Source organism: Kitasatospora sp. NPDC090308, assembly GCF_044769485.1.
In the GTDB taxonomy this organism is placed as follows: Bacteria; Actinomycetota; Actinomycetes; order Streptomycetales; family Streptomycetaceae; genus Kitasatospora; species Kitasatospora fiedleri.
In genome coordinates this window covers 656,661-682,027 of sequence record NZ_JBIVXY010000003.1, presented here as the reverse complement: position 1 = coordinate 682,027, position 25,367 = coordinate 656,661, and the positions used below count along the sequence as shown (strand labels likewise).

General features: G+C 75.9%; 25 protein-coding genes. 14 read left to right on the top strand and 11 right to left on the bottom strand.

From position 1 onward, the window contains the following. The 7 genes from ACIQVD_RS10600 to ACIQVD_RS10570 form a co-directional block, all read right to left on the bottom strand. Nucleotides 1-185: transposase (locus ACIQVD_RS10600; protein ID WP_402287713.1), on the bottom strand; the 185-nt coding region annotated here is incomplete at its 3' end. A gap of 52 nt (nt 186-237) precedes the next feature. After that, the gene (locus ACIQVD_RS10595) at nt 238-1,908 is read right to left on the bottom strand and encodes a condensation domain-containing protein (RefSeq protein ID WP_402287711.1); all 1,671 of its coding nucleotides are present in this window, start codon (nt 1,906-1,908) and stop codon (nt 238-240) included. Nucleotides 1,909-1,912: 4 nt separating this feature from the next. Next, nucleotides 1,913-2,794, bottom strand: coding sequence for a hypothetical protein (locus ACIQVD_RS10590; protein WP_400679385.1), 882 nt, complete (start codon nt 2,792-2,794; stop codon nt 1,913-1,915). A gap of 9 nt (nt 2,795-2,803) precedes the next feature. Next, nucleotides 2,804-3,556: a 4'-phosphopantetheinyl transferase family protein gene (locus ACIQVD_RS10585; protein WP_402287708.1), complete on the bottom strand. Its 753-nt coding sequence runs from the start codon at nt 3,554-3,556 to the stop codon at nt 2,804-2,806. Further along, the gene (locus ACIQVD_RS10580; RefSeq protein ID WP_402287706.1) at nt 3,553-4,476 is read right to left on the bottom strand and encodes a hypothetical protein; all 924 of its coding nucleotides are present in this window, start codon (nt 4,474-4,476) and stop codon (nt 3,553-3,555) included. Before ACIQVD_RS10580 ends, ACIQVD_RS10585 begins: the two co-directional genes overlap by 4 nt. A 5-nt stretch (nt 4,477-4,481) precedes the next feature. Then, nucleotides 4,482-4,820 carry an acyl carrier protein gene (locus ACIQVD_RS10575; protein WP_402287704.1) on the bottom strand — a complete coding sequence of 113 codons (339 nt, stop codon included), beginning with the start codon at nt 4,818-4,820 and terminating at the stop codon, nt 4,482-4,484. A gap of 155 nt (nt 4,821-4,975) precedes the next feature. Continuing rightward, the gene (locus ACIQVD_RS10570) at nt 4,976-5,908 is read right to left on the bottom strand and encodes a 3-oxoacyl-[acyl-carrier-protein] synthase III C-terminal domain-containing protein (protein WP_100839386.1); all 933 of its coding nucleotides are present in this window, start codon (nt 5,906-5,908) and stop codon (nt 4,976-4,978) included. A 243-nt stretch (nt 5,909-6,151) separates the two neighbouring features. On the opposite strand from ACIQVD_RS10570, the gene ACIQVD_RS10565 reads away from it, so the two are divergent. From ACIQVD_RS10565 to ACIQVD_RS10555, 3 genes are all read left to right on the top strand, one after another. Next, complete coding sequence (locus ACIQVD_RS10565) at nt 6,152-7,492, top strand: glycosyltransferase (RefSeq protein WP_402287701.1); 1,341 nt, start codon at nt 6,152-6,154, stop codon at nt 7,490-7,492. A 163-nt stretch (nt 7,493-7,655) separates the two neighbouring features. After that, the gene (locus ACIQVD_RS10560) at nt 7,656-8,609 is read left to right on the top strand and encodes an ATP-binding cassette domain-containing protein (protein ID WP_402287748.1); all 954 of its coding nucleotides are present in this window, start codon (nt 7,656-7,658) and stop codon (nt 8,607-8,609) included. 62 nt (nt 8,610-8,671) lie between these two features. Beyond that, a complete protein-coding gene (locus ACIQVD_RS10555) occupies nt 8,672-9,436 on the top strand; it encodes an ABC transporter permease (protein ID WP_111551969.1) in 765 nt (254 codons plus the stop codon). A 108-nt stretch (nt 9,437-9,544) separates the two neighbouring features. Here the strand turns inward: ACIQVD_RS10555 and ACIQVD_RS10550 are convergent, their stop codons facing one another. From ACIQVD_RS10550 to ACIQVD_RS10535, 4 genes are all read right to left on the bottom strand, one after another. Then, nucleotides 9,545-10,981, bottom strand: a complete 1,437-nt coding sequence (locus ACIQVD_RS10550; protein ID WP_402287698.1) for a PLP-dependent aminotransferase family protein — start codon at nt 10,979-10,981, stop codon at nt 9,545-9,547. After that, complete coding sequence (locus ACIQVD_RS10545; RefSeq protein WP_402287696.1) at nt 10,978-11,937, bottom strand: alpha/beta hydrolase; 960 nt, start codon at nt 11,935-11,937, stop codon at nt 10,978-10,980. Before ACIQVD_RS10545 ends, ACIQVD_RS10550 begins: the two co-directional genes overlap by 4 nt. Continuing rightward, on the bottom strand, nt 11,937-12,836 hold the full coding sequence (locus tag ACIQVD_RS10540; RefSeq protein WP_402287694.1) for a methyltransferase domain-containing protein: 900 nt from the start codon (nt 12,834-12,836) through the stop codon (nt 11,937-11,939). Before ACIQVD_RS10540 ends, ACIQVD_RS10545 begins: the two co-directional genes overlap by 1 nt. A 79-nt stretch (nt 12,837-12,915) precedes the next feature. Further along, nucleotides 12,916-14,022: an alpha-hydroxy acid oxidase gene (locus ACIQVD_RS10535; protein WP_402287692.1), complete on the bottom strand. Its 1,107-nt coding sequence runs from the start codon at nt 14,020-14,022 to the stop codon at nt 12,916-12,918. Between the two features lie 188 nt (nt 14,023-14,210). Here ACIQVD_RS10535 and ACIQVD_RS10530 point away from each other — a divergent pair, with 188 nt between their 5' ends. The 11 genes from ACIQVD_RS10530 to ACIQVD_RS10480 all read left to right on the top strand — a co-directional run bounded on the left by ACIQVD_RS10530 (nt 14,211) and on the right by ACIQVD_RS10480 (nt 25,350). Beyond that, entirely contained in the window at nt 14,211-15,617 is a 1,407-nt protein-coding gene (locus tag ACIQVD_RS10530; protein ID WP_400679364.1) for a class I adenylate-forming enzyme family protein, read from the top strand. A gap of 175 nt (nt 15,618-15,792) precedes the next feature. Beyond that, entirely contained in the window at nt 15,793-16,059 is a 267-nt protein-coding gene (locus ACIQVD_RS10525) for an acyl carrier protein (RefSeq protein ID WP_100839394.1), read from the top strand. Next, nucleotides 16,059-16,436: a hypothetical protein gene (locus tag ACIQVD_RS10520; protein WP_402287688.1), complete on the top strand. Its 378-nt coding sequence runs from the start codon at nt 16,059-16,061 to the stop codon at nt 16,434-16,436. Before ACIQVD_RS10525 ends, ACIQVD_RS10520 begins: the two co-directional genes overlap by 1 nt. Nucleotides 16,437-16,462: 26 nt before the next feature. Further along, a complete protein-coding gene (locus tag ACIQVD_RS10515; RefSeq protein ID WP_402287686.1) occupies nt 16,463-17,587 on the top strand; it encodes a beta-ketoacyl synthase N-terminal-like domain-containing protein in 1,125 nt (374 codons plus the stop codon). A gap of 88 nt (nt 17,588-17,675) precedes the next feature. Further along, nucleotides 17,676-18,320 (top strand): hypothetical protein, encoded by a 645-nt coding sequence (locus ACIQVD_RS10510; RefSeq protein ID WP_402287683.1) that lies wholly within the window; start codon nt 17,676-17,678, stop codon nt 18,318-18,320. 85 nt (nt 18,321-18,405) lie between these two features. Continuing rightward, a complete protein-coding gene (locus tag ACIQVD_RS10505; protein ID WP_402287681.1) occupies nt 18,406-20,091 on the top strand; it encodes a class I adenylate-forming enzyme family protein in 1,686 nt (561 codons plus the stop codon). Then, on the top strand, nt 20,088-21,398 hold the full coding sequence (locus tag ACIQVD_RS10500; protein ID WP_402287679.1) for a beta-ketoacyl-[acyl-carrier-protein] synthase family protein: 1,311 nt from the start codon (nt 20,088-20,090) through the stop codon (nt 21,396-21,398). Before ACIQVD_RS10505 ends, ACIQVD_RS10500 begins: the two co-directional genes overlap by 4 nt. Continuing rightward, on the top strand, nt 21,395-22,486 hold the full coding sequence (locus tag ACIQVD_RS10495; protein WP_402287677.1) for a VOC family protein: 1,092 nt from the start codon (nt 21,395-21,397) through the stop codon (nt 22,484-22,486). Before ACIQVD_RS10500 ends, ACIQVD_RS10495 begins: the two co-directional genes overlap by 4 nt. A 16-nt stretch (nt 22,487-22,502) precedes the next feature. After that, nucleotides 22,503-23,420: a phytanoyl-CoA dioxygenase family protein gene (locus ACIQVD_RS10490; RefSeq protein ID WP_402287675.1), complete on the top strand. Its 918-nt coding sequence runs from the start codon at nt 22,503-22,505 to the stop codon at nt 23,418-23,420. Then, the gene (locus tag ACIQVD_RS10485) at nt 23,417-24,391 is read left to right on the top strand and encodes a thiamine pyrophosphate-dependent dehydrogenase E1 component subunit alpha (protein WP_199527965.1); all 975 of its coding nucleotides are present in this window, start codon (nt 23,417-23,419) and stop codon (nt 24,389-24,391) included. The genes ACIQVD_RS10490 and ACIQVD_RS10485 overlap by 4 nt, the downstream gene beginning before the upstream one ends. Further along, nucleotides 24,388-25,350, top strand: coding sequence for an alpha-ketoacid dehydrogenase subunit beta (locus tag ACIQVD_RS10480; protein ID WP_400679343.1), 963 nt, complete (start codon nt 24,388-24,390; stop codon nt 25,348-25,350). The genes ACIQVD_RS10485 and ACIQVD_RS10480 overlap by 4 nt, the downstream gene beginning before the upstream one ends. The last annotated feature ends 17 nt before the right edge of the window (nt 25,351-25,367 follow it).

The window sequence follows — 25,367 nt, the reverse complement described above, 5'->3', positions numbered from 1 at the left end:
TGCATGTCCCCGTCCGGCAACCGCGCAGCCATCGGCTGGATCGACTTGCGCCGACCGTCCAGCATCAGACCCCGCAGGTAACAGGCACCCCACCGACGCTGGTCCCGCCGCGGCAACGACCCGAACACATCACCCACGAACTCCGCCAACTCACCACGGAGCCGCTCCACATCCCCCAGCTTCACACCCGAAGAATGCCCACCAACAGGCAAGATCACCCAACGTAACGAAGCACTACTAGGCGCGCCCGGTGCCGACGCCGTGCGGCAGGACGTAGTGGTGCGGGGCCATCGCGGTGTCGTGGCCGGGGAGGGCGGCCATCACCGCGGCGTGCGCCTGCTCGGGGGTGAGCGGGTCCGGGCCGGTGTCGGCGATGGCGGTCAACTCGCCCTCCTCCCAGGTGACTTCGACGTCCCGCAGGGTGGGCAGGGCGGTGCGCAGCAGGTCGGCGACGGCGTCCAGGTCGACCCAGTTGCTGCCGACCTGCCGCCAGCGGGCCTTCTCCCGGCGGCCGGTGGGCAGGCCGCTGAGGGCGGCGATCTCGCCGCCGGGGCCGAGCGCCACGGTGCGGGTGCCGGCGAGGTCGAGCAGGCGGAGCAGGGCGTGGGCGAAGAGTTCGGTCTCCTCGCGGTCGAGGACGTCCGGGTGGGTGTGCAGGGTGAATTCGAGGCAGCCGGCGGTGCGCCAGATGTTGAGCATCAGCCGGGTGGGGGTGGGTTCGGCGGGGTACCAGGCGAGGTCGGGCTCGCTGGGCGGCAGCGGGCGGGCGGCGGCGATCTCGGCGGGGACGGTGGCGCTCAGGTCGTTGACCACGACGTGCCGGGCGAACCGGGCGCCGCGCCGGACGGCGACGTCCTCGATGAGCTGCCAGATCCGTTCGGCGTCGAAGGTGGCGTGCCAGTAGCCGGACAGGGCGTGGGCCTGGGTGCGGCCGATCAGGGTGTCCAGGTCGGGGCAGTCGGTGTCGACGGCGAGCAGCGCGTCCTGGGCGAGGGTGCCGATGTGCTCGGCGAGGCCGGGGCGGTGCCGGTTGGCGGAGAGCGCGGCCATCACCACGGTGGTGCGGGCCGCCCGGTGGGCCGCGAGGACGGCGTAACAGGCCAGCAGGACGGCCGAGTTGGAGGCTCCGGTACGGGCGGTGGCGCGTTCCAGGGCGGCCGCGCCGGCGGTGGAGCGGACGCCGAGGGTGGGCAGCAGGGTGTCGTTGGGGCCGATCCGGTCGTCGGCGAACACCGAGGTGGGCTGCTCGGCCAGGATGTGCTCCCAGTGCCGGAGCGCGGCCTTGGTGCGGCGCTGTCCGGAGGAGGAGTGCTCCTGTGCGGCGACCTCGACGGGGGTGGGCGCGGCGGGCGCGGGCAGGGTGCCGCCGGCCGCCAGGGTCAGCCACTCCTGGAACAGCAACCCGGTCGCGACGCCGTCGAGTTGGGCGTGGCAGATGACCACGGCGAGCAGCACGGGCCGGCCGTGCCGGGTGAGCAGGGCGAAGCGGAGCGGGAACTCCTCGGCCAGGTCGAACGCCTGCCGCCGCCCCTCCCAGCAGTACTCCTCGGCCCGGGCGGCCGGGTCCTCGCCGTCCGCGAGGGCGATCACCCGGACGGTGAACTCGCCTTCGGCGCGCACCCGCTGGCGTTCCGGCTGGCGGTCGGCGGGGCCGGGGAAGACGGTGCGCAGCGCGGCGTGGCGCTCGGCGAGGGTGCGCAGCGCGTCGAGGCAGGCGGGGAGTTCGGCGCCGGGCGGGACGTACCAGGTGGCCTGCTTGTTCATGTGCGAGGGCTCGTCGTGGCGCAGGCAGCGGATCATGTTGTCCTGGCCGAGGGTCAGCGGGCCCTCGGCCTCGGGCGCGTCGGCGCGGTAGTGCAGGGTGAGGGTGGTGGGCTCCGGGTTGCTTCCGGATGGTGCGGCTGACATGCCGTCAGTCTCCGTTCAGGGCGGTGCCGAGGTGCGGGGGCCAGTCCACGGGTCGGGGTCCGTGGGTGTGCAGCAGGGCGAGGGCGATCCGGTCGAGGCCGAAGGCGGTGCAGGCGGTGTTCCCGGTCTCGCCGTCGGCGGTGAAGTCGAAGGCTTCGCCGAAGTGGTCCTTGTGGATGTTGGCGGAGGCGATCGCCTGCGGCAGGCCGTCGGCCACCGGGACGCGCAGTTCGAACTTCAACTCCTGGGCGCGCTGGGCGGCTTGGTAGAGCTTGCGGCCGCCGCCGAAGAACGGGTCGTCGGCGAGTTCGACCGCGGGCTTGAGGCCGAGCCCCTCCAGCCAGTCGGCGACCCTGCCCAGCCACTGCTCGCGCCACTCCTGGCAGTGCGCGGGGGTGCCGGCGGTGACCAGTTCGGCCATCCGGAAGCTGCGCAGCCGGCCTGGCTCGGCGGTGGCCTCCTGCCGGAAGCACTGCGCCTCGACGCTGTAGCGGACGGGTTCGCGCAGGTCACGGCCGGTGAGGGTGGCGTAGACGGGGTAGCAGGCGGCGGGCAGCAGCACCAGGTCGGAGATGTCCTGCCGGGCGTGCCAGGGGCCGGACCCGGCGATCAGCGGGGCGAGCCCGCGCCACTCGGCGGCGCTGCCGGTGTAGCTGTGCACGGTGCCGAGCAGGTGCGGGAAGGAGGCGGCGAAACCGGCCCGCTCGATGGTGGCGCGGGAGATCACCGGCGGCACGACCAGGCGCTCGAAGGGCTCCTCGGCGGCCAGCCGGGCGATCGACCCGCGCAGCGCGTCGAGCAGCTTCTCGTAGGCGGCGGGCTGGAGTTGGACGCCGGGCGCGGCGGTGGGCAGCGGGGTGGCGTCGTCGGGGTGGCGGGTGCTCATGGCTCTGCCTCAGGGTCGGGGCCGACGGGCGGCGGGGGTGCGGTGGTCGTCGTCGCGCGCGGCGGGCGCGTCCGGTGCGGCGGGTGCTCCCGGGCGCGCGGACGGCTCCGGCTCCGGGTAGCTGCGCAGACGCGGTCGGACGGGGCGGGTGCCGGTGCGGGCGACGGCGGCCCGGTGGCCGGGGGGCGCGAGCAGGTCGTGGACGGTGCACGGGCCGAGCGGGCCGTGCAGCCGGTGCGGGCCGGGCGTGTCACCGGGCGGTCCGGCGTGGGTGCGCAGCCCGTCGGCGAGGCGTCCGCCGTACGCCTTGGTGTACGCCTCCTTGCGGGTCCAACGGCGGGTGAACTCCTCGGCGTCGGGCGCGGGTTCGTCCGCCGGGTAGTAGCGGGCGGCGAGCCGGGCGGCGGCCCGGCCGTCCGGGACGGGTTCCAGGTCGACGCCGATGCCGCCGCCGTCCGCCTCGTGGCAGTGCTCCACGGCGAACAGCGCCCACGGGCCGGCGGTGCTCAGGTTGACGCTCAACTCGCCCTGGAGGCCGTCGGGTTCGGGGCGGCCGTGCGGGCCGCGGCGCCAACGGACGCGGTCGGGCGGCAGGCCGGCCGCGGCGGCGGTGAGCAGCCGGGCGGCGGCGTGCGCGGTGACGAAGCGGTGGCGGGCGGGGCCGTCGGGGTGGCGGGCGGCGCGGGCGCGTTCGTCTGCGTCGAGCAGGGCGAGGGCGCCGGGGAGGGCGGCGTCGGTGCGGATCAGCCAGATGTCGGTCACCGGACGGGCTCCGTTCCCGTGCCCGTACCCGGGCCTGATGCCGGGGCCGCTCCGGGGGACGGTGCCCAGTGGGCGAGGTCGAGGCGGCCGGTCTCCGGTTCGTGGTCGGCGAGCGCGAGCGGCCGTCCGGCGAGCCGGGGGTCGGCGAGCGCCGCGCCGAGCGCGGCCCAACCGCCGGTGTACGGGTTGCCGGGGCGGGCCGCCCGGGTCTCCAGGCCGCCCGGCGGTTCGGTTCCGGCCAGGCCGGGGCCGAGCAGCAGCAGGGCCTGTTCCGGCAGGTCGGCGCACCACTCCTTGAGCGTGTCCGCGATCTGACGGACCGTCACTTCATGTGCGCTGCGCAGCTCTTGCAGGGGGCGGCCGGGTTCCGGTTCGGCCTCCCAGAGCAGGGCGGCGGCGGAGTGCCGGTCCGGGAGCCGGGCGGGCCGGTGCGGGCGGTGGTGCAGGTCGGCCTGTTCGACGGCGATCAGCAGGGCGCGCCGGGCCCCGGCGGTGCGGGCGTAGGCGTCGGCGATCCGCAGCGCGCTGAACCCGGCGCCGGCGCCCTCGTCGCAGAGCGCGAAGGACAGCGGCGCGCCCGGGCAGACCCCGGCGAGGTGCAGGGCCACGGCCTGTCCGGGCCGGACGTCGGGCGTGGCGTACACCAGCAGCAGCAGGTCGACCGGGCGGGTCGGGTCCACCAGGGCGCCGATGGCGCGTTCGGCCAGCGCGGCGTACGACTGGCCGCGCGCCCCGGCCAGCGCGTCCTCGTCGAGGGCCACGCCGTACGGGCGGGCCAGGTCGGCGGTGAAGACGCGCAGGTCGGGGTCGGCGGCGAGCGGGGAGTCGCCGGGCAGGTCGAGGGCGTGGGCGGCGGTCAGGCGCAGCGGGGAGGCGGCGCGCGGCAGGGTGGTGGCGGGGAGCGGTCCGCGGACGCGCACGGTCGTCAGTCCTCGGCGATCACGTGCCCGGCGACGAAGCCCGCGAGGGTGCCGACCGAGCGCAGGTCGTCCTGGTCGATGCCCTCGACGTCGATCTGCACGTCGAGGTGGTCCTCCAGCTCCAGGATGAGTTCCAGGGTGGCGGCGGAGGTCAGGCCGACCTCGTCGAACAGGCAGGCGTTCTCGCCGATCTCGGGCAGCTCGCGCTTGAGCACCCGGGGCAGCAGCAGCAGGATGCCGTCGAGGGCCCGGCCGCGCAGCTCGGGGTCCACGGCGGCGTCGGCGGTACCCACGGCATCGGTGGCGGTTTCGGGCACGGCGAGGTCGGTGGCGGAGTCGGTCATGGCGATCCCCTGATCTGGCCGGCACTCCGGCGGGACGGCCGGGTGCGGGCGGGTGGACTGGGTGGCGTGGGCGCGCGGCGCCGGCGGGGCGCCGTGCCGCCGGGCCCGGGCGTCCGACCGTCCCGGGGTGCCGGGGCGGTGCGGGTCGGCGCGGGTCAGTGCTGGAGCACCATGGCGGCGAAGGTCGCGCCGATCCCGGACGCGGCGACCAGGTAGCGGTCGCCGCGGCGGAGCAGGCCGCGGGTGGTGGCGGTGTGGTGGTTGAGCAGGATGTCGGCGGCGAAGCTGTGCCCCACCGCCGGGACGTTGTCCAGCACCACGCGCTCGGGCGGGTACCCGGTCGTGCGGCAGATCCGCTTCCAGGAGATCTGGTTGACGTTGTGCGGCAGCAGCAGCCGGATCGAGTCCCAGCTCTCGCCGGCCTCCTCCAGTGCCGCTTCCATCACGGCCACCATCAGCTCCGGGTAGCTGCGCTGGTAGTCCAGCATCAGCTCCGGATCGTCGGCGAGCCGCCCGTCGAACTCGCCGTGCTGGTCGACCGCGTAGGACAGCACGCGGTCGCGTTCACCTCCGGCCCGCACCAGGCAGGCGGCCGCCCCTTCGCCGAACAGGGCGGTGTCCGGGACGATGCGGGCGTCCCGGGTGAAGGTCTTCTCGCCCGCCAGGATCAACGCCAGCGCCTCGGGGTCGGGATCTGCCGCCAGCAGCCGACCGGCCACGTCCAGGGCCAGCAGGGAGCCGGCGCAGGCGTGGTGGGTGATGGTGAAGGCACGGGCGTGCGTCAGCCCCAGACGGCCGAGCACGTCGTGCAGCGGGTTGTGCGGGTAGGGTGCCGCGATCGGCAGGCTGCGCGCGTGCAGCACGTACCTCACGCGGTGTTCGTTGCCGCGCAGCGGGGCCAGGGCCGTCGCTGCGGCGGTGAGCAGATCGGTCAGGTCGCCGTCGGGGTCCACCCTGACCTGGTCCAGGCCGTGGAACCGGCGGAACAGTCGGATCTGACGGTCCGTCAGCCCAAGGCGTTCCCCGACCAGTTCGATCGGTTCGGCGACGGGCGGCAGGTGGACGGCGACTGCCTCCAGAGCGGTCACGCGGGCTAGTATTCCGTCGCCTCACCGGCCCGCACAAGAGATCGCCGACGCTTCCTTCCCGGCCTCCCCCTGTGGTCTGTACCAGTTCCCCCTCGTCCGCACACGACTCGTACGGGATTCCCGCCGGTGCCGCCGATCCCGCGCCGGTTCCGGCCCCGCCGGGCCGCCCCGCGCCCCCTTCCCGCCTGCCCTCGCGCCCCCTTCCAGCAAGCTCCCGATCCGCCGCTCCGAGGAGAACCGCCCGTGCCCGCCGCCACGCCCCCGCTCCCTCCGCTCCCCCCGATCCCCCCGCTGCGCCTGCTGATCGTGGTGCCCCCGCTGGCCGGGCACCTGCTGCCGGCCCGGGCACTGGCCCTGGCCTGGGCCGCGCGCGGGCACCGAGTGGCCTGGGTGGGGCCGGAGTCGGCCCTGCGCCCGCTGCTCGGGCCGGATGCGGTGGTGCACCCGACCGGTGCCCGGGTGTTCCGCGAGCAGGCGGTGGGCGGGGCGGCGGCGGTGCGTTCGCTGTGGGAGGGCTTCGTGGTGCCGCACACCCGGTTCACCCTGAGCGCGGTTCGGCGGGCCGTCGAGCAGTGGCGGCCGGACGTGGTGCTGGCCGACCAGCACAGCCCGGCGGGCGCGCTGGCCGCGCACGGCGCGGGCGTGCCGTGGGCGAGCTTCGCACCGTCCTCGCTGGAGATCGGCGACCCGCTGGACGGCGACCTGCTGGACGACGACCTGCCGGACGGCGGCGGTCGCGGTGACGGCGGTGGTGGCGGTGACGGTGACGGTGACGGTGGCAGCGGCGGCGGTGGCCTGGCCGCCTGGCGGGACGGGGTGCTGCGCGGCCTGTGGGAGCGGGCCGGGCTGCCCGCCGCGGAGTACACCGACCCGCGCTTCTCCCCCGGACTGGTGCTGGCCGCGAGCAGCGCCGCCCTGCTCGGCCTGGACGCCGCGACCGTCCCGGACACGTACGCGCTGGTCGGCCCGCTGCTCGCGGAGCGTCCCGAACCGCCGTTCCCCTGGGAGCGGTTGGACCCGGCGCGGCGCCGGGTGCTGGTCACCATGGGCACGCTGTCCGCCGAGGTCGCGGGCGGTTTCCTGGGCCGGGCGGCGACCGCGCTGGCCGGACTCCCGGACGTGCAGGCGGTGGTGGCCGCCCCCGGGGACGTCCCGCTGCCGCCGGGCGCGATCGGGTGTGCGCGCGTTCCGGTGCTGGAACTGCTTGAGCGCGGGGCGGTCGACGCCGTACTGTGCCACGGCGGGATGAACACCGTCGGCGAATCCCTCGTCCACGGCAGGCCGTTGGTCCTCGCCCCGATCCGGCACGACCAGCCGGTGACCGCCGGGCGGCTGGCCGCGCTGGGCGCGGCCGTCCGGGTCGACTTCGCCGCCGCCGGGCCCGAGCGGCTGCGGGCGGCGCTGCGCGCCGTCCTCGACGATCCCGCGTTCCGCTCCGCCGCCGAACTGCTGGGGCGTCAACTGCGCGCGGGGGGCGGCGCGGTGGCCGCCGCCGAACGGCTGGAGCGGTTCGCGCGCGCACCGCACCGGCACCGCCCCGCCACCTGGTCCAGACCATTGTCGGGGAGCCCGGTCGGGGCCTAGGGTCTGCTCCGGCATCCGCCCCTCACCCCGCTTCCCCGGAACGTCCGCCTCCCTCGGAGCATCCGTTCCTCCGACGCACCCGCTTCCCTCGAAGCACCCGCTTCCCTCGAAGCACCCGACCGCACCCAACCGCACCCACCGACCACAGGAGTCCGGGTTGATCGTGACCAAGGGGCTGCGCAAGTCCTTCCGGCCCCGCCGCGGCGCCGCCACCGTCGACGCGGTGCGCGGCATCGACCTGAACGTCGCGGAGGGCGAGATCTACGGCCTCCTCGGCCCGAACGGCGCAGGCAAGACCACCACGCTGCGCATGCTCGCCACCCTGCTCGTCCCCGACGGCGGCGCGGCCACCGTGGCCGGCGCCGACCTGCGCGCCGAGCCCGGCGAGGTCCGCCGCCGGATCGGCTACGTCGCCCAGGGCGGCGGCACCACCGACCAGGCCACCGCCCGCGAGGAACTCGTCATGCAGGCCCGGATGTACGGCATCCGCAAGGCCGAGGCGGTGCGGCGCGCCGAGCAGGGCCTGGCCGCCTTCCACCTCGCCGAGTTCGGCGACCGGGTCTGCAAGACGTACTCGGGCGGCCAGCGCCGCCGCCTCGACCTGGCGCTCGGCGTCATCCACCGGCCCGGGGTGCTGTTCCTGGACGAGCCGACCGTCGGGCTCGACCCGCGCAGCCGCTCCCAGGTGTGGGCCGAGGTCCGCCGCCTGCGCGAGCAGGGCATGACGGTGCTGCTGACCACCCACTACCTGGACGAGGCCGACGCCCTGTGCGACCGGATCGGCATCGTCGACAACGGCGGCATCGTCACCGAGGGCACCCCCGAGGAGCTCAAGCAGAAGATCGCCGGCGACTCCGTCACCATCGGCCTGCCCGACCCGGAGGCCACCGCCGGCGCCGAGCGCGCCCTGGCCGAACTCCCCTGCGTGCAGCGCCTGGAGGCCCTGCCCGGCGAGGACGGGCTGCGCCTGCACGTGGACTCCGCGGCCACCGCGATCCCGCAGCTGCTGCGCGCCCTGGCCGCCGCCGGCATCGAGCCCGAGCACGTCCAGTTGCAGCGCCCCAGCCTGGACGACGTGTTCCTGGCCCTGACCGGCCGCGCGCTGGTCCACAGCTGATCCCCCGTTCTCGGAACCGCCGCCCCGAACCGCCGTCCCGAACCGACGCCCCGAGGTCCCCGTTGAAGCTCGCCCGCGACACCTGGCTGGTCTACCAGCGCCAACTGCTCCTGATGGCCCGCTCCCCCGTGTGGATCGCCGTCGGACTGCTCCAACCCCTGTGCTACCTGCTGCTGTTCGCCCCGCTGCTGACCTCCGCGCTGGCCGCGTCCGGCGCGCACAGCACCGCCGACGCCTACCGGGTGTACGTGCCCGGCCTGCTGTCCGCGCTGGCCGTCATGGGCGGCCTGTTCACCGGATTCACCCTGCTCGGCGAGCTGCACGCGGGCGTGATCGAGCGCTCCCGGGTGACGCCCGTCAGCCGGGTCGCCCTGCTGCTCGGCCGGGCGCTGCGGGAGACCACCGCGCTGCTCATCCAGGCGGTGCTGATCTCCGTGCTGGCCATCCCGTTCGGCCTGACCGTGGGCTTCACCGACCTGCTGCTGGCGCTGGCGCTGCTCGCGCTGATGGCGCTGATGGCGTCCTCGGTCTCCTACGGCCTGGCCCTGCTGGTGCCCACCGACGCGGCGCTCGGCCCGGTGGTCAACACCATCGCGCAGCCGCTGGCCCTGCTCTCCGGCACCCTGCTGCCGATCGCGCTGGCCCCCGCCTGGCTGCGCACCGCCGCGTCCTGGAACCCCTGCTACTGGGCCGTGGAGGGCATGCGGGCGCTGTTCGCCGGGCACCTGGACGCGCCCGAGGTGTGGCGCGGCCTGCTGCTGACCGGCCTGATGACGGCCCTCGCGGTGGCCTGGTCGGCCCGGCTGTTCGCCCAGCGCATCCGCTGACCCCCGTCCCGCCTCGGACCGCCCGGACCCGCCCGGACGGTCCGGGGCGGGACGCACCGGAGCGGGGCCCGGCACTCCCGTGCCGCCGGGCCCCGCTCGGTGCTGCGCTCAGCCGTTCCCCGGGCCGCCCTCCGCGAGCGGTTCCGCGCGCTCCGCCGCACGCTCCGCGGACCCCGCGGGCTCGGCGTCGTACTCGGCGTACTCGGCGTACTCGTCGTAATCGGCGTAATCGGCGTACTCGGCCACGAAGGCGGCCAGCCGCCGCACGCCGTCAGCGATCTCCTCCGGCGTCAGGTAGGAGCAGGAGAGCCGCAGTTGGCGCTCCCCGCCGCCGCCCGGGTGGAAGCCGTCCATCGGGGTCCACAGCACGCCGTGCTTGCGGGCGCACGCGTCCAGGGCCTGCGCGTCGGCCCGGAAGGGCACCGTGACGACGGCGAAGAAGCCGCCGTCGGGGTGGTTCCAGGAGACGCCGGGAACGCCCCGGAAGGCCGTCTCCAGCGCGTCCAGCAGGGTGTCCATGTTGCGGGCGTAGAAGCGCCGGGCGGGCTCGTTGGCGTCCCGCAGGCGCAGTCCGCCGTCGAGCAGCATGCCGCCGATGACGGCCTGGCTGAGCGCCGAGGTGTTCACGGTGGTCATGCTCTTGAGCTTGGCCAGCTCGTCGGCGAGCAGCCCGGCGGGCGCGCCGACGGACGCCCCGGCGGCGGTGCCACCCGCGACCCGCTGGTCGGCGACCACGTAGCCGACCCGGGCGCCGGGGAAGCAGGTCTTGGCGAACGAGCCGAGGTAGACCACGTTGCCGCGGTCGCCGTCCAGGGCCTTGAGGGTGGGGCGGGCGGCGGCGGTGCGGCCGAAGAAGCCGTAGGGGTTGTCCTCGATCAGCAGGACGCCGGTCTCCTCGGCCACCTCCAGCAGCCGGCGGCGGGCCGCCTCGTCCATGCTGGCGCCGCTGGGGTTGGCGAAGTCGGGGACGACGTAGCAGGCCCGGGGGCGCTTCCCGGCGGCCTGCAGGGCGTGGACGGCCGCGGCCAGCGCGGCGGGGTCGAGGCCGCCGTCCCGCCCGGCCTCCGGGACGGGGTGGACGGTCAGGTCGAGCAGCCGGGCCGCGCCGGTGACGCCGACGTAGCAGGGCGCGGAGACCAGCAGCACGTCGTCCGGTCCGGCGCACAGGGCGCGCAGCACCAGCAGCATGCCCTCCTGGGCGCCGACGGTGACCACCAGCGCCTCGGGGTCGGTGTCGATCCCCTCGTCGGCGGCCAGCGCGCGGGCGATCAGCGGGGCGATCAGGCCCTTGGTGCGCCCGTACTGGAACACCTCCCGGCGGACCTGGCCGTCGGTCAGGCCGCGTTCCTCGCGCAGGTGGCGCAGGTAGGTCTCCAGGTGGCGGGGGACGTCCGCCGGGTCGAAGAACTCCTCGTACGGGCGGCCGGGGGCGAAGGAGACGGCCTCGGGGTAGCGGGCGGTGACCTCGTTGAGGAAGGTCATCGCGTCCAGCAGCGGGTCGGACAGCGAGCCGTGCAGGTCGGCGAGGTGCAGCACCCTGGTCATCGGGCGCCCTCCGCCGCGCCGGTCCGGTAGGCCGCCACCAGTCGTTCGGCGGCGAAGAGCTGGGCGCGGCGGCCGTCGTCCAGCAGGCCGGGCATGGCGAAGAAGCCGTGCGGCATGCCGTGGTAGCGGCGCAGTTCGACGGGGACGCCGGCGGCGCGCAGGGCCTCGGCGTACTCCTCGCCCTCCTCGCGCAGCGGGTCGTACTCGGCGGTGATCACGGTGGCGGGCGGCAGGCCGGCCAGCGAGGGGGCGCGCAGCGGGGAGGCCAGCGGGTTCGCGCCGTCGGCCGGGTCGGCGAGGTAGTGCGACCAGTACCAGGCCACCGAGTGCCGGTTGAACAGCGCCGGGTCGGCCTCGCCGTCGGCGGGGACGCGGTGGTCGGTGTTGGGGTAGACCAGCAGCTGGTGCAGGATCGCGGGACCGCCGCGTTCGCGGGCCAGCAGGGTGAGGGCGGCGGCCAGGTTGCCGCCGGCGCTGTCGCCGCCGACCGCGATCCGGGCCGGGTCGAGGCCCCACTGCGGGGCCTGGCGGGCGATCCGGTCGAGGGCGGCCCAGCAGTCGTGGAGGGCGGCGGGGAAGCGGTGCTCGGGGGCGTGCCGGTAGCCGACGGCGAACACGTCGGCGCCGGTGGCATTGGCCAGCGCACGGCAGACCGGGTCGCCGGTCTCCAGCGAGCCGAGCACCCAGCCGCCGCCGTACAGGTAGAGCAGGGCCGGGCCGGGTGGGGCGTCCTGCGGGCGCGGCGCGGGCCGGTAGCGGCGCAGCGCGAGCGGGCCGCCGGGGCCCTCGACGGTGGACTCCTCGACCCGGTGGACGGGTTCGCCGGCGCCGGTGGCGGCGCGCAGGTCGGCGAGGTCGGCGGCGCGGGCCTCGGCCAGGGTGCGGGTGTACAGCGGCGGGGTGCCGGCGGCGGCGCGGCGGGCCCGCACCGCCTCGGCCTGGGGGTGCAGCGGCATCAGCGCGGTCCTCCGGGGGCGACGGCCTCCAGGTAGATCGACTCGTCCTTGCGGAAGGCGGTGTCGAGAGCGGCGACGTCCGGTCGGGCGCCGGTCTGGAACTCCTGCCGCACGACGGTGAACGCGCCGTAGCCGGCCCGGTCCAGGACGTACCGCAGCTCGGCCTCGTCGTAGATCCAGCGGTGGCCGAAGTGGTAGAAGATCTGGTTCAGCATGAAGGCCCGCCGCTCCGGCATCGGCGGCCCGACCCGCATGGTGCGCAGGCGGCGGCGATGGCGGCGGAAGAACTGCTCGCGGTCGTCGAGGTAGCCCTCGACGTACCGGGCCAGGTCGGGGGTGGTGAGGCGGAGCAGGCCGCCGGGGCGCAGGACGCGGCGCACCTCGGCGAGCCAGCGCACGGCGGTGTCGAGCGGGACGTGCTCGATCAGGTGCTCGGCGTACACCCAGTCGACGCTGTGGTCGGCGAACGGGAGCGGCGCGCCGATGTCCAGCCGGGTGTACAGGCTGGTGCCGTCGATCCGGTAGACCGGGCCGGGGCGGGTCTCCTCGGTGTCGGTGTGCAGGCCGACCAGGTCGGTGCCGAGGCCCTGCGGGTGGCGGGTGCGGAACGCGGCGAACTCGACGCCCGTGACGCCGAGGTCCCGGAAGTCCTGGTGCGTGTGCGGTACTTCGGGGCGGACCAGCTCGATCGCGGCGCACCGGGCGAGGTCCTCGGTGAAGGCGTCGGTGCGGGCGGCCAGGCCGTCGGGGTCCTCCCAGTCCCAGTCCGCGAACAGCTCCGCGGCGGGCGCGGCGGACGTCGCGGTCAGGGCGGGCGCGGCGGTCCCGGAGGGGGTGCCGACCGGTCCGGGAGCGGTACTGGCGGGGGTGTCGGAGGCGCGGGGTTCGGTGTGCGTCACGGGGGGTTCTTCCGTTCTCTTTCACATGATTTGTCGGTGCTCCGTCACGGCCCCTATATATAAGGAGAGGGACGCGCGCTCAGCGGTACGTCTGCGGGGCCGCCGGCCAGGGCGCGAGCGCGCCGCGGTCGAGGTCCGCGAGGGTGGGCCGACCGGCCAGCACCATGGTGTCGAGCAGTTCCTCGCGCAGCAGGTCGAGCACCGCCCGGGCGCCGTCCGCGCCGCCGTGCGCCAGGCCCCACAGCACGGGTCGGCCGACCAGCGCGGCGCGGGCGCCCAGGGCCAGCGCCTTGGCGAGGTCGGAGCCGTGCCGCAGGCCGCCGTCGACCAGCACCGGGTGGTCGGCCGGGACGGCGTCCACCACCTCGGCCAGGGCGTCCAGCGCGGGCGGGGTGCCGTCGAGCTGGCGGCCGCCGTGGTTGGAGACGACCAGGCCGTCCACGCCGTGCTCCACGGCGAGCCTGGCGTCCTCGGCGGTGAGCACGCCCTTGAGCAGCAGCGGCAGCTCGGTGCGCCGCCGCAGCCAGGCCAGGTCGGCCCAGGTGACCGTCGGGTCGAACTGCTGCCGGGAGTGCTCCTCGATGCCGGAGCGGCCGGGCGCGGCCTGCCCGGCGGCGCTGGTGAGCCGGGGCGCCAGGTTGGCGGCGGTCATGCCGGGCGGCAGCGCGAAGCCGTTGCGCAGGTCGCGCAGCCGGCGGCCGACCCTGGGCGCGTCGACGGTGAGCACCAGGGCCCGGTAGCCGGCCCGTTCGGCCCGCCGGACGATCCCGGCCAGCGCCTCGCGGTCGCGCAGCCAGTACAGCTGGAGCCAGCGCGGCGCGCCGGGGGCGGCCTCGGCGATCCGCTCCAGGGTGCACCCGGCGAAGATGCTGGTGACCAGCAGCGCCCCGGCCCCGGCGGCGGCCCGGGCGGTGGCGCACTCGGCGTCGGGGTGGGCGAGCCCGTGGTAGGCCATCGGGGCGACGCCGTACGGGGCGGCCAGCCGGTCGCCGAACAGCTCGGTGCCGCAGTCGGGGGCCGAGACGTCCACCAGGACGCGCGGGCGCAGCACGTACCGGCGCCAGGCGTCCAGGTTGGCCTCGGCGGTCCACTCGGACCCGGCCGCTCCGTCGAAGAAGTCCCAGATCACGGCGGGCAGCCGGGCCTTGGCCAGCGCGCCGTGCTCCGCCAGGGTGAGCGGAACCATCGCGTCCGAACCTCCTGATGTTCCGTCAACTCGTGCGAAAACGAGGGACAGCGTAGGGGGCAGTCCGCCACTGGTATAGACCTTGACCCTTGATGCGCTCCCGTGCAAAGGTCGGCACCGACGGGGGTTCCACACTGAAGCATCACAACTTCCGAACCTTGCTTCCCACACGAGCGCGTGGAGTTGCGTTGACGCTTACCCCAACCCCGGTGCGCGGCGGCACGGTCGCCGCGGACTGGGTGGACGAGCAGTTACTCGCCGGACCGGACGGCGAACCGTGCCTGCGCTTCGGCGCTCCGGTGAACAGGGGCACCCTGCGGGCCCTGGTGGCCGAACGGCAGCGGCAGTTGGCCGCCGCCGGGCTCGGCGAACGCGGGACGGTGGCGCTGCGGATGCCGCCGTCGGCGGAGTTCGTCGCCGTCCTGCTGGCCGTCTGGCGCTCCGGCGCCCAGGCGATCCTGCTGGACCACCGGCTGACCGCCGTCGAGGTGGACCGCGCGGTGGACCGGCTGCACCCCCGGGTGCTGGCCGAACTCGCCGACGGCCGACCGCAGTTCCGGTCGCTGCCGGGGGGTGCCGAAGCCGCGACCGAGCACGCCCTGGTGCAGCTCAGTTCGGGCTCGACCGGCCCGTCCAAGGTGATCGCCCGGACGGCCGCCGACCTGCTGCGCGAACTCGACCGCTACGCCCGGCTCCCGGAGTTCCCGACCCGCGGCGAGCGCACCGTGCTGCTGTCCTCGACGGTGCACGTGCTCGGCCTGGTCGGCGGACTGCTGCACGCCCTGCACGCGGGCGTGGAGCTGGTGGTGCCGCAGCGGATGACCCCGACCGGCATCCTGGCCGCGATCGCCGAGGGCGGCGCCCCGACCACCGTGATCGGGGTACCGTTCCACGCCGAGCTGCTGGCCTCGGCCGCCGCGCCGCCCGAACTGCCGCAGCTGCGGCGGATGGTGGTGGCCGGCGAACTCGTCCGCCCGCAGCTGCCCGCGGCGTTCCGGGCCAGGTTCGGAGTCCCGCTGGGCACCATGTACGGGATGACCGAGACCGGCGTGATCGCCACCGACCTGAACGGCCACCACCACCCCGCGGTGGCACCCGTCCACGGCATGGAACTGTCCGTCGCGGGCGGCGAGCTGCACATCGCCCGGGAGCGGTCCCCGTACCTGGGCCCGACCGACCCGACCCGCTGGTCGGACGGCCTGCTGCACACCCGCGACGCCGCGCTGATCGAGGACGGCACCGGCCTGGTGACCGTGCTCGGGCGGCGCGACTCACAGATTTCCATCGGCGGCCTCAAGGTCGACCTGAACGAGGTCGAGCAGGCCCTCACCGGGCTCCCCGGTGTGGTCGAGGCCGTGGTGCTGTTCGCCGACGGCGCGATCGAGGCGTACGCCGCGACCGCCGAGGGCGTCACCTCCGCGCCGTCCGAACGGGGCGGCCCCGCCGAGCAGTTGCGCGAACTGCTGGGCAAGGAGCTGGCGGGCTACAAGCTGCCCCGCCGGCTGCACCTGATGCCGCGGCTGCCCCGGACCGCCACCGGGAAGCTGCTGCGGGACGCCGCCGCCCTGCGCCGACAGGCCGACGCCGCCCGCTGATCCACCCCTCCCGCTCGTCCCGCTCGTCCCGCTCGTCCCGCGTTCCTCCCTCCCCTTCCGGTGCGGCCGTCACCGGCCGGGTGGACGGCTCCAGACACCGTCCGCCCGTCCGTCGGCGTGCCCTGCCCGGAAACCACTCCCCTTCCCTCCCCGACGCACTGGAGAGAGTCCGTCCATGCAGGAACAGATCCGCACGTTCGTCCTGACCGCCCTGGCCGGGATGAACTACGACGTCTCGCAGGTCACTTCGGAGACCGACCTCGGCCCGGCCGGCCTCGACCTGGAGTCGCTGGCGCTGGCCGACCTCGCGGTGCAGGTCGAGGAGGAGTTCGGCATCCGCTTCGAGCTGGACGACATGGAGTCCACCGCGCTGATGACCATCGACGAGTTCAGCGCCGAGGTCGCCGCCCGGGTCGCCAAGTCCACGGTGAGCACCGCCTGATGAGCACGGACGCCCGCACGCGCTTCGGCCGGGCCGAGGCGCTGGCCATGCTCGCCCGCTACGGCGACCGCTCCCCCGAGCAGGTCGACGAGCACCTGGGCTCGCTGGAACTGGCCTGGCTGATCGCCCAAGCCGAACAGACCTACGGCGTGCAGGTCGACCTGGACGACGAACGGCTGGACGCCATCCGCACGGTGGACGACGCCGTCGCCGCGCTCGACGCGCAGCTCGCCGCCGCCCCGGCCGGGGCCACGGCCGGTGTCGGTGCCACGGCCGGTGTCGGCGCCACGGCCGGTGCCGGCGCCACGGCCGGTGCCGGTGTCGGTGCCACGGCCGGTGTCGAGGCCGCCACGGAGGCGGGGGCCGCCGCGCCATGACCCCGTCCGCCTCCGCGACCACGTCCGTGAGCGCGGCCACGTCCGCGACCGCGCTCCGGAACGGTCCGCCGCGGCGCGCCGTCCTGGTCGGCGGCATCGGCGTGCGCTCGGCGTTCGGCGCCGGGCTCGCGGCGCTCACCGACGGCGTGCTCGCCGGGCGGCCGGCCTTCACCCCGGTGGAACGCTTCGGCACCGCCGCGCACCGCACCGACCGGGCCGCCACCGGGCCGGGCTCGCCCCGGCTGGCCGACCAGCTGGTCGCGGTGCTCGCCGAGGCGGGTGCGCTCTCCGGCCCGGTCGACCTCGAACAGCCGCCTGCGGACGAGGAGTTGCTGCTCGCCCTGCACGGCGACCGGCGGGCCGGTCCGGTCGCGGCGGAGGTCGCCGAACGGACCGGGCTGCGGCCCCGGGTCTACACCGGGGCGTGCGTCGCGGCGTCCAGCGCCGTCGCCGACGCCGCCGCGCTGATCGCCTCCGGGCGCCGCGAACGGGTGCTGGTCGCGGCCGGGTACCTGGTCGAGCCGGACACCTTCGCGGTGTTCGACGCCGGCCGGGCGCTGGCCGGGGACGGCGCCGTCCGCCCGTTCAGCCTGGGCCGCCGGGGCATGCTGCTCGGCGACGCGGCGGTCGCCGTGGTCCTGGAGTCCGCACCGGCCCTGCGCCGGCGCGGCGGCCGGGCGCTCGCCCGGATCGCCGGCTGGGCCCGGACCGGGGACGCCTTCCACGTCTGCCGACCGCACCCCGACGGCACCGGCCTGGCCCGGGCGGTGCACGGCGCGCTCGACCGGGCGGGCGCCGCACCGGAGGCGATCGGCTACGTCAACGCCAACGGCGCGGGCTCCAAGCTCGGCGACCTGGCCGAGGCCGCCGCGCTGCGCGCCGTCTTCCCGACCGGCACCCCGCCGGTCAGCTCCACCAAGTCCGTGCACGGCCACGCCCTGGAGGCTTCCGCCCTGCTCGAACTCGCCGTCACCGTAGGCGTGTTGGGCGCCGGGTCGCTGCCGGTGAACGCCGGCTGGCAGGCCCCCGACCCGGGCTGCCCGCTGGACCTGGTGCTCGACCGACCCCGCCCGGCCGCCCCCGGCCTGGCGCTGACCGTCAACGCCGCGTTCGGCGGCGCCAACACCGCGCTGCTGGTGGCCCCCGCATGACCCCGCGCCCCGGCCACCCGCACCGACGCGCCCTCCCCGTCCGTTCCCGTCCGGCCGCCGCCCGGCCCGCACCCCTGGTGACTCCCGCATGACCGCCCCGAGACCCGCCGTCCTCCCCGACCACGTCCCCGTCCCCGTGTCCGTTGCCGTCTCCGTTCCCGTGTCCGTTGCCGTCGCCGTTCCCGGCCACCCGCACCCGGCGTCCCCGTCCCCGTCGCCGTCCCCGTCGGCGGCGGCGCGCGTTCTCGCCGGGCCGCTGCGGGTGCTGGCCGCCGCCCGCTGGCCGGACCGGCCGGGGGAAGAACTGCCCGCCATCGCGGGCTTCGTGGAGTCCTCGTTCAGCCCGCTGGTGGCCGAGACCGCCGAGCGCTGCCTGCGCGCCCGTTACGGCCCGCCCCCGGCCGCCGGGGCGCCGCGCACCGCGCTGCTGCTGGCCAGCCCGAGCGGCGACACCGGGACGGCGGACGCGCTGGCCCGGGCCACCGCCGCCGGGGAGCGGGTCGCCCCGCTGCTGTTCTTCCAGTCCAACCCGAACGCGGTGCTCGGCCACCTGGCCGCCCGCTGGCAGCTGGACGGCCCGGTCGTCGCGCTCGGCCCCGGCTTCCAGGAGGAGCGCGAACTGCACGAGCGGGCCGCCCTGTTGATCGAGGACGGCGACGCCGAGCAGGTGCTCGCCATCACCGCCGTCCAGGGCCCGCCCGACCGCGCCACCGCCGTCCTGCTCGCCCCCTGACACCCGCACCCGCCCCTCGCGGCACCGCGGCCCCCGCCGGGGGAGCCCGCCCCCTTTCCCGCACCACGAGAAGAGAACGGGAACGATGAGCCTCCGCACCCTTCGCGCCGTGCTGTCCGCCGACAGCTCCGTCGGCGCCGGCAACGTCCTGACCACCCGGGTCGAGCAGGGCCTCGGCCTGGACTCGCCGACCCTGACCTTCGACACCCCCGTCGACGGCCACCCGGCGGGCACCGCCCTGACGCTCCGTCAACTCGACCTCGCGGTACGGTCCCGGGCCGCCGCCCTGCACGCCCGGGGGGTGCGCCGCCGCGACCCGGTCGCCGTGCAGGCGTCCGCCGCGGCCGAACAGGTGCTGTGCTTCCTCGCGCTGAGCCGGCTCGGCGCGATCCCGGCCCTGCTCAACCCGGCGCTGGACGCGGACACCTCGGCCCGCTACCTGCGCCGGTTGAACGCGGTCGGGCTGCTCGCGGACGCCGCCCACGCCAAGGCCCTGGCCGACGTGGACTTCGGCGCGCCCGTCCTCGCCGACACCGCCGAACTCGCCGACGGCGACCCGGAGTCGGCGCCCGAACCGTACCGGCACTGGCCCACCGACCCGGTCGCGATCACCCACTCCTCGGGCACCACCGGCCTGCCCAAGGCGGTGCTGCACTCGCACCAGAGCCTGTACGCGGCGATCCGCCACCGCCTGCTGCTGCCCCGGCCGCAGGGCATCGACCGGGTGCTCAGCGCGCTGCCCGCCGCGCACGCCGCCACCCTGATCGCGGTCAACCTGGCGCTCAGCTTCGACGCCCAACTGCACCTGATCTCCCAACAGTCGGGCCCGGCGGTGCTGGAGGCGATCGAGCGCTGGCAGCCGCTGGGCGTGTACGGCTTCGCCACCACCTGGGCCGACCTGGCCCGGCAGGACCTGTCCGCCCGCGACCTCTCCTCGGTCGGCCTGTGGTGGAACACCGGCGACTGCGCGCACGAGGCGCACATCCGCCGCCTGGTCGCCCAGGGCTCGCGCGAGACCGCCACCCGGCAGGGCCGGGTCCGCGCCGCCGGGTCGGTGTTCATCGACGGCCTGGGCTCCTCCGAGATGGGCCACTCGCACTTCTTCATCACCCACACCGTCGACTCCGAGCGCTACGGCCGCTGCGTGGGCCGCCCGCACGCCTTCGTCGACTGCGCGGTCCTCGACCCGGACGGCAACGAGCTCGGCCCGGGCCGGGTCGGCGAGCTGGGCACCCGCTCGCCCACCCTGTCCCCCGGCTACTGGAACGACTCGGTGACCACCCACCGCACCCGGGTCCGCGACTACTTCCTCACCGGCGACCTGGTGTACCGCGACGAGGACGGCTACTACTACCACGTGGACCGGGCCGTCGACACCGTCGACCTGGGCGACGGCCGCCGCCTGCACACCGCCGCCAGCGAGGAGCGCGTCCTGGCCTCCTGCCCGGACGTGCACGACTGCACCGTGGTCGCCTTCCGCGACGGCGGGCGGACCGTCGCCGACGTGCTGCTCCAGCTCGACCCGGCCGCCGACCAGGACGCCGACCGCACCGCCGAGGTGCTCGCCGCCCTGGAGCCGCACGTGGCCGCCGCGGTCCGCACCGTGCTGGCCGTCCCGGACGGGCGTATCCCGCTCGGCCCGACCGGCAAGGTCCGCAAGGTGCTGCTGCGCCAGCGCCACCTGGCCGAAGCAGGGGCCGGGGCCGGGATCGCCACCGGGGCCAGGACCGGGACCGGGATCGCCACCGGGGCCGGGACCGGCGCGCCGTGAACGCCCCCGACGCCGCCACCGCCACCACCACCACCAGCCCCGCCGCCGTCACCGCGCAGGTCACCGGGATCGGCTGGGTGACGCCGCTGGGCCGCGCCGTGCCGGAGGTCTACCGGGCGCTCGCGGCCGGCCGCTCCGGGCTGGTCGCCCCGCCGCCGGACCACCCGGCGGCGGGCTGGCTGCGGGTGGCGGGCATCGCCCCGCACGTCCCGGCCACCGAGGTGCTGCCGCCGACCGAGACCCGGGTCGCCGACCGCTTCCTGCTGCTCGCGCTGGCCGCCGCCGAGGACGCCCTCGCCGACGCCGAGCTGACGGTCCGTCAGGACACCGACCCGGAGCGGGTCGCGGTGGTGCTGGCCACCGGCGGCGGCGGGCTGGAGAGCTACGAGCAGCAGGCCGCCGGGCGGCGCGAGCGCGGCCGGGCCGCCGTCAGCCCGTACCTGCTGCCGGGGATGCTGTCGAACATGGCGGCCGCCCGGATCGCCATCGCGCACGGCATCCGCGGCTACAGCTCGGCCGTGATCACCGCCTGCGCGGCGGGCGCCCAGGCGGTCGCCGAGGGCCTGCGGCTGATCCGCGGCGGCGAGGCGGACGTGGTGGTGTGCGGCGGCGCGGAGGCCCCGCTGCACCCGACGATCGCCGCCGCCTTCGACAACTCCCGTGCGCTGGCCGCCGGCTGGGACGACCCGACGCAGGCGTCCCGGCCGTTCGACGCCCGCCGCAACGGCTTCGTGCTGGGCGAGGGCAGCGCCGTCCTGGTACTGGAGCGCGCCGAGCACGCGGCGGCTCGCGGTGCCTCCGCGTACGCCGCGCTGGCCGGCTGGGGCGCGGCCACCGACGCCCACCACCCGACCATGCCGCGTCCGGACGGCGCGGGCGCGGTCTCCTCGATGCGGGCCGCGCTGCGCTCGGCGGGCCTGGCGCCGTCGGCGGTGGACTACGTCAACGCGCACGGCACCGGCACCAAGTTGGGCGACCGGGCCGAGGCCGCGGCGCTGCGCGAGGTGTTCGGCGACCACCAGCCGTGGGTCAGCTCGACCAAGGGCGCCACCGGCCACCTGCTGGGCGCGGGCGGGGCGGTGGAGGCGGCGGTGTCGGCGCTGGCCGTCGCCGAGGGCCTGATCCCGCCCACCCTGAACCTCGAACAGCCGGACGACGCCTGCGCGTTGCGGCACGTCCGCGGCGCGGCCGAGCACGGTGTCGTGCGCCACGCCCTGTCCAACTCGATCGCCTTCGGCGGCCACAACCTGAGCCTGCTGTTCGGCCCGCCGAGCATCACGGCCAAGCACCTCGGAGGGGACTCATGACCGTGCCGGGCATCGCGTACACCGAACTGTACGTGGAGGACGCCCACAAGTACGCCGCGCGGCTGCGCGACGACTGGGGCTTCACGCTGAGCGAGCCGGACCGGGCCGCTCCGGGCACCGCGCAGGTGGTGGCGCACCAGGGCTCGATCCGGGTGCTGCTGACCTCGGCGGTGGAGGCCGACCACCCGGTGGCCGCCTGGGTGCGGCGGCACGGCGACGGCGTCGCGGTGATCGCGCTGCGGCACGCCGACCGGGCGTCGGCGGTCGCGGCGGCCGAACGGGCGCTGGCGGCGGGCGGTGAACGGCTGGACGGTGAGTGGCCGGACGGTGAGCGGGCGGACGGTGAGCGGGCGGACGGTGAGCGGGCGGACGGGGCGGGGGCGCACGGAGCCGGGCCGGACGGGGCGGGCACGGTCTCCGGCTTCGGCGACCTGGCGCTGCGCTTCGTCGGCCCGGACGACCTGCTGCCGGCGGGCGAACTCCCCGGCGACGGCGCCCTGTTGTCGCTGGACCACGTGGCGGTGGTGGTGCCGGGCGGACAGCTGGACGGCTCGGTGCGGTGGGCGGTCGACGGGCTGGGCTTCCGGGAGGTGTTCCGGGAGTACGTGGAGGTCGGCGACCAGGCGATGGACTCCCGGGTGGTGCAGAGCCCGTGCGGGACGGTCACCTTCACCCTGCTGGAGCCGGACACCTCGCGGGCATCCGGCCAGATCGACGGCTTCCTGGCGGCCCACGGCGGCGCGGGCGTCCAGCACCTGGCGTACGCGACGGAGTCGATCACCGCCGCGGTGCGGGAGTTGGGCGGGCGCGGGGTGGCGTTCCTGAGCACTCCGGGCGCGTACTACGAGGCGTTGGAGTCCCGGCTCGGCCCGACGGCCATCCCGGTGGCCGAACTCCGGGACACCCACGTGCTGGTGGACCGGGACCACGGCGGCGAGCTGTTCCAGATCTTCGCCCGCTCCACCCACCCGCGCCGGACCTTCTTCCTGGAGCTGGTGGAGCGGCGCGGCGCCGGCAGTTTCGGCACCGCCAACATCAAGGCCCTGTACGAGGCGGTGGAGCGCGAGCGCGCCACCGCGGACAGCTGAGCAGAGGAGAGCCCACGTGACCACCGCGATCGACCGGTTCGAGCTGACCGAGGAGGAGTCGGCGCTGCTGCCGACCGTCGAGGAGGTGCTGGAGTACGCGGAGCGCGGCTGGTACCTGTCGCGGCGGCTGTTCTCCGACGCCGAGCTGGACGCGCTGCAGGCCGCCACCGAGCGCTACTACGCGGGCGAACGGGACCGCGAACTCCCGGCCCGGCCGCCGCACCTGGCGTCCTGGCGGCCGTCGGACGGGCCGGTGCAGCGGCACAACGACTACGTGCACTACGAGCACGCGGAGATCGGCCGCATCCTGCGCAAGCCGCTGCTGGGCGCGGTCGCGGCGCGGCTGGCGCAGGCGGAGGAGATCCGGCTGTTCCAGGCCACGCTGATCTACAAGCCGCCGGTGCCGGGCGAGCCGAGCAACGTGGTGCCGTGGCACTTCGACAAGCACTACTGGCAGACCTCCACCTCGCAGCGGATGCTGACCGCGTTCCTGCCGTTCCACGACTGCACCGAGGAGATGGGCACCATCACCATGGTGGACGGCAGCCACCGCTGGGAGGAGCGCCCCGGCGGCGACGACTCGACCCGGCACTTCGCCGCCCGGGACCGCTCCGAGCTGGAGCAACTGCTGCTCGAGAACGCCGAGTTCAACGGCACCGAGGTCCGTACCGTGCCGATCGAGATCCCGCGCGGGCACGTCTCCTTCCACCACTGCCGCACCTACCACGGCTCGGGCCCGAACCGGTCCGCGCAGCCGCGCCGGGCGGTGTCGCTGCACCTGCAGGACGGCTCGAACCGCTACCGCTCGTACCTGCGGCCGGACGGCTCGCCGGTGGTGTACAACCACGACGCGGTGGTGCGGCGGGACGCGGACGGCCGACCGGACTACGCGGACCCGGAGTTCTGCCCGGTGCTGTGGCGGTCGGGCCGGTGAGCCTGCCGCACCTGGCGGACCCGGCGGGCCGGTACCGGACGATGCGGCTGATCCGCTCGTTCGAGGAGCTGGCGCTGGAGTGGGTGCGCGCCGGGCTGGTGGTCGGCGGCACCCACCCGTACATCGGGCAGGAGGCGGTGGCGGTCGGCGTGTGCGCCGCGCTGGAGCCGGCCGACCGGCTGACCTCCACCCACCGCGGGCACGGGCACGTGCTGGCGAAGGGCGCCGACCCGGCCCGGCTGCTGGCCGAACTGCTGGGCCGGGTCGGCGGGTTGAACGGCGGCCGGGGCGGGTCGATGCACGCCGCGGACTTCTCGCTGGGCATCCTGGGCGCCAACGGCATCGTCGGCGCGGGCGCGCCGATCGCGGTCGGCGCGGCCTGGGCGGCCCGGCGGCGCGGCGAACCCACCGTGGTGGCCTCGTTCTTCGGCGACGGCGCGCTCAACCAGGGCGTGCTGCTGGAGTCGTTGAACCTGGCGTCGATCTGGCGGGCGCCGGTGGTGTTCGTCTGCGAGAACAACGGCTACGCGACGACGCTGCCGGCCGGCGCGGCGGTGGGCGGTTCGGCCTGCGGCCGGGCCGAGGCGTTCGGCATCCCGGCCGAGACGGTGGACGGGATGGACGTGGAGGCGGTCCGGGCGGCGGCCGGGCGGGCGGTGGAGCGGGCGCGCGCGGGGGGCGGGCCGTCGTTCCTGGAGTGCCTGACGTACCGGTTCGAGGCGCACCACACCATGGAGCGGCGCTTCCGGCTGTCGTACCGCACGGCCGAGGAGGTGGCGTCCTGGCGGGAGCGCGACCCGCTGGCGACCGCGCTGCCCGCCGGGGAGGCCGCCGCGATCGACCGGGAGATTGTCGAACTCCTTTCCAGGGCGGCGCGGTTCGCGCTAGCTTCGGCGGAGCCGGATCCGGTGACGGCCAATGACCACCTGTACGCGAGCGGGCTGCGGCCCCGGTCGGGAGCGGCACTGTGACGCTGTTGTCGTACGCCAAGGCGATGAACCGGGCGCTGGCGGACGCGCTGGAGGCCGATCCGGCGGTGTGCGTGTTCGGCGAGGACGTCGGCGCGGGCCTGGCCGGTCTGACGCTGGGCCTGCAGAAGCGCTTCGGCGCCGAGCGGGTGGTGGACGTGCCGCTGTCGGAGCAGGCGTTCACCTCGGCGGGCATCGGGGCGGCGCTGACCGGGATGCGGCCGGTGATCGAGTTGCAGATCCCGTCGCTGCTGTTCCTGGTGTTCGAGCAACTCGCCAACCAGGCGCACAAGTTCTCGCTGATGACGGGCGGTCAGGCCCGGGTGCCGCTGACCGTGGTGGTGCCGGGCTCGGGCTCGCGCAGCGGCTGGGCGGGCCAGCACTCCGACCACCCGTACGGCCTGTTCGCGCACGTCGGCATCAAGACGCTGGTGCCCGCGACGCCCACCGACGCGTACGGGCTGCTGAGTTCGGCGATCGCGGACGACGACCCGGTGGTGCTGTTCGCCCCGGCGGGCGCGCTGGGCGTCCGGGAGGACGTGACGGCGCCGCTGGCCCCGCTGCCGCTGGGCGAGGCCCGGACGGCCCGGCGGGGCTCGGACGTGACGGTGCTGGCGGTCGGCCACCTGGTCCAGCAGGCGCTGGCGGTGGCCGAGGAGTTGGCGGACGAGGTGTCGGTGGAGGTGCTCGACCCGCGCACCCTGTACCCGCTGGACCGGGCGGCCCTGGTGGAGTCGCTGGACCGCACCGGGCGGCTGGTGGTGGCCGACGACTCCAACCGTTTCGCCGGTTTCGCCGCCGAGGTGCTGGCGGTCGCCGCCGAGGAGTGCCGGCTGCTCGCCCCGCCCCGCCGGGTCACCCGCCCCGACGGCGCGGTCCTCCCGTTCGCCCTCGCCCTGGACCGGGCCCTGCAGCCGAGCGCCGAGCAGTTGCGGGACGCGATCCGCGCCGTCCTGAAGTGACCGCTCCCGCCACGACC